The sequence below is a fragment of the Nitrococcus sp. genome (assembly GCF_059432795.1).
The window spans coordinates 1-2,574 of sequence record NZ_JBXWZQ010000131.1 but is presented as its reverse complement, the minus strand read 5'-3'; the positions used below and the strand labels follow the sequence as shown (position 1 = coordinate 2,574).

3 protein-coding genes are annotated in these 2,574 nt (G+C 65.2%); 1 reads left to right on the top strand and 2 read right to left on the bottom strand.

Annotated elements, in window-relative coordinates:
• Positions 1 to 187: 187 nt before the first annotated feature.
• Together AC52Q4_RS09905 and AC52Q4_RS09900 are read right to left on the bottom strand one after the other, a co-directional pair.
• Complete coding sequence (locus AC52Q4_RS09905) at positions 188 to 352, bottom strand: hypothetical protein (RefSeq protein ID WP_495536637.1); 165 nt, start codon at positions 350 to 352, stop codon at positions 188 to 190.
• An 833-nt stretch (positions 353 to 1,185) separates the two neighbouring features.
• On the bottom strand, positions 1,186 to 1,386 hold the full coding sequence (locus AC52Q4_RS09900; RefSeq protein ID WP_495536636.1) for a helix-turn-helix transcriptional regulator: 201 nt from the start codon (positions 1,384 to 1,386) through the stop codon (positions 1,186 to 1,188).
• A gap of 176 nt (positions 1,387 to 1,562) precedes the next feature.
• Here AC52Q4_RS09900 and AC52Q4_RS09895 point away from each other — a divergent pair, with 176 nt between their 5' ends.
• The gene (locus AC52Q4_RS09895) at positions 1,563 to 2,378 is read left to right on the top strand and encodes a site-specific integrase (RefSeq protein ID WP_495536635.1); all 816 of its coding nucleotides are present in this window, start codon (positions 1,563 to 1,565) and stop codon (positions 2,376 to 2,378) included.
• Positions 2,379 to 2,574: the final 196 nt, after the last annotated feature.

Below are 2,574 nucleotides of genomic sequence, written 5' to 3'. Positions count from 1 at the left end.
GCTTGTGGGAGGCCGCCGACGAGCGCCTCACAAGTGAGGCAAAGCGCTCGGTAGTCGAGCACCTGGAGCAGAAGTCACGCTTTCCGCTAACTGATACGAGCCCCTTGCGATACCGCAAGCTGAACCTGTTCTACTGGAAATCTAGCCACCCCACCATCCACTAATGTCGTCCCTGGAGCTTCCGGCCCTACTCGAGTACAACGAGGACCGGCACACCCCGCAGGTGTTTGCGCAAATCGCCTATCTGCGTTTCTATGCGGATGTAGTCGCCCAAGAGGTTACGGTTGATGGCAAGCCACTCCATGTGGAGGATAACGGCCAGTGCCTTGCTTACGGCACCGCTTTTTGGCACATAGCTACGGACGACCAGGGAGTGCTGGGCCGTGTAGTGAGTCCATTGCGATGCTCATACGTTCCGTGGATCGCGCCCGTGCTCCGTGCCGCTGAAGGAAATGCAACACCTGCCTGGGACACGTGGACAAAGACGAAGCGGGGCCGCAGACATGGCCGTACTGTAGCTACCCCGGACTTTGATTTCTGCGTTGTGGTTAGATGGCGCTCGGATGCAGTGCCATTTCTACTCACGGCGTACCCGTGCCCGACCGAATGGCAACGGGAAAAACTGAGACGCCGACGAGGCCGCCGCACCTGAACAAGGACCATTGACAAAATCGGAGGCGCCAGATGACGCCCCCGCAGCTCCTTCTGCAACCTGGCAGATGAGTTGACACAAGTATAGCCCCAGGGCCCCATCGGTGCAAGTGTGCTGGGGTAGACACACGGTCGCGTCTATTCGACAATCTGGGTACGCATCCAACGGCCACGAACACCTGCCGCCCTGACGGGGTTCAGCGTTCCGTTGGGCCGATGGTGCGTCGCCACCTGCCGACGACGCGCTGCGGCGCTTCGCACGGCTAGACTGACTACGTGACCCCGGAGCAGATTCCTGTCACCAAAGCCGAGCTCGGCCCAGAACGCTTCAATGCCTTCCATCGGGCACACAAGGAACAACGACCCGTGCGGTGGAGGGGGCGGTGCTGGATGATCGTCAAACAGATCGCCGCTGGAGCGGGTAGCGCCGCGGCTTCGGGCTGGGTGCTCCGAGAATGGAATACGGAAGACTGCGACTAGAGCCCTTCTCGCGAGCCTTCAGGAGGACATCCCACCGCCGGCTGCTAGCCGGCGTTATTTCTTTGCCACCACCGTGAGCTCGAGGCCGAGTGCGTCCAGCAGTCTCGCCCAACTCTCCGACAGGTCGCCGCGGTAGCCGTTCACAAGGTTGGAGATGGTCTGCCGGCTGAGGCCGGTCTGCTTGGCCAGGTCGGTCTGCGTGGTGCGTTGGCGGACCATCGCCACCCGTATTTCCTCGCGAACGTGATCAGTCATATACGACATCTTGACACGTTATCCTCCAATGCGCTACCCTGTCAAGACGTCGTTATTAGATGCTCACACTTCGGCGGCGTACGGGAGGTAAGCATGAGCACGAACCCCACCACGCCATCCGCGCGCTGCGGCACCCGTCCCGGCATCGCGGCCATCACCGAGATTGGAGCGACGGCGTGAGCCGCTACGTTCGCGCGGATCGGGGCAGTGGCGCACGTGGCGGCCAGCTGCTGCAGCACGTCGACGATCCCAAGCGCTGGCTGGTGCGCGCGTTCGCCGGCCGGGACGCCAAGGGCCGTAAGCGCTATGCCAGCAAGGTCGTGCACGGCCGCAAGCGCGACGCCGAAGCGGTCCTCACCGACATGCTCCAAGAGAAGTACCAGGGCAAGCTCACGCCCCGCAGCACCGCCACCCTGGCCGACCTGGCGCGGGAGTGGTTGGCGCACAAGGCGCGCGAGGTGTCCGCCCGCACCCTGGACGGGTACCGCAGCGCGTTCGACGCCTACGTGCTCCCGAGCCTGGGCCACCGCAAGCTCGCCACCCTGAGCCTGCGGGATATCGACCAGCTCTACGGCCACATGATGGCCGGCACGCTCCCCCAGCCGGCCGAGGGCGAGCGCGGTTGGTCCGGCAAGCCCCTGAGCGCCCGCACCGTCCGCCTCACGCACGCCGCGCTATCCCAAGCGCTCTCGCAAGCCGTCCGGTGGGGCATGCTGCCGCACAACCCCGCCAACGAGGCGAGCATCCCATCACACAAGCCTCAGGAACGCCGCGCCCTTACCGCGACGGAGCGGGACGCCTTCCTCGCCGCCTGCCGCGCGAGTTTCTACGGCATCTTCTACCGCCTGCTGGTCGATACCGGCCTCCGGCCCGGCGAGGCGTGCGGCCTGCGCTGGGGCGATGTGAACTTCGAGCACGGCCGTATCGCCGTCCAGCGGGCCGTCACGATGGGGGACGACGGCCCGATCCTGGCTGAGCCGAAGACGGCGTAGAGTCGCCGGACCGTCCCGATGATGGACGGCCTCCGCGACGCCCTGCTGGCCCACTACGAATGGCAGGCCGATCGGGGCCTGGACGCGAGCGGCTTCGTGGGGACCACGATGGACGGCCGGATGGTGGCGCCGTCGAACTTCGGGAAGCGCGACCTGGGCCGCTTCGCGACGGCGGCCGGCATCACCAACCCCGAGG

Bases quoted from the DNA above. Each gene is read 5' to 3' on its own strand.
- AC52Q4_RS09900 (WP_495536636.1), bottom strand. From the start codon at position 1,386: ATGACTGATCACGTTCGCGAGGAAATACGGGTGGCGATGGTCCGCCAA.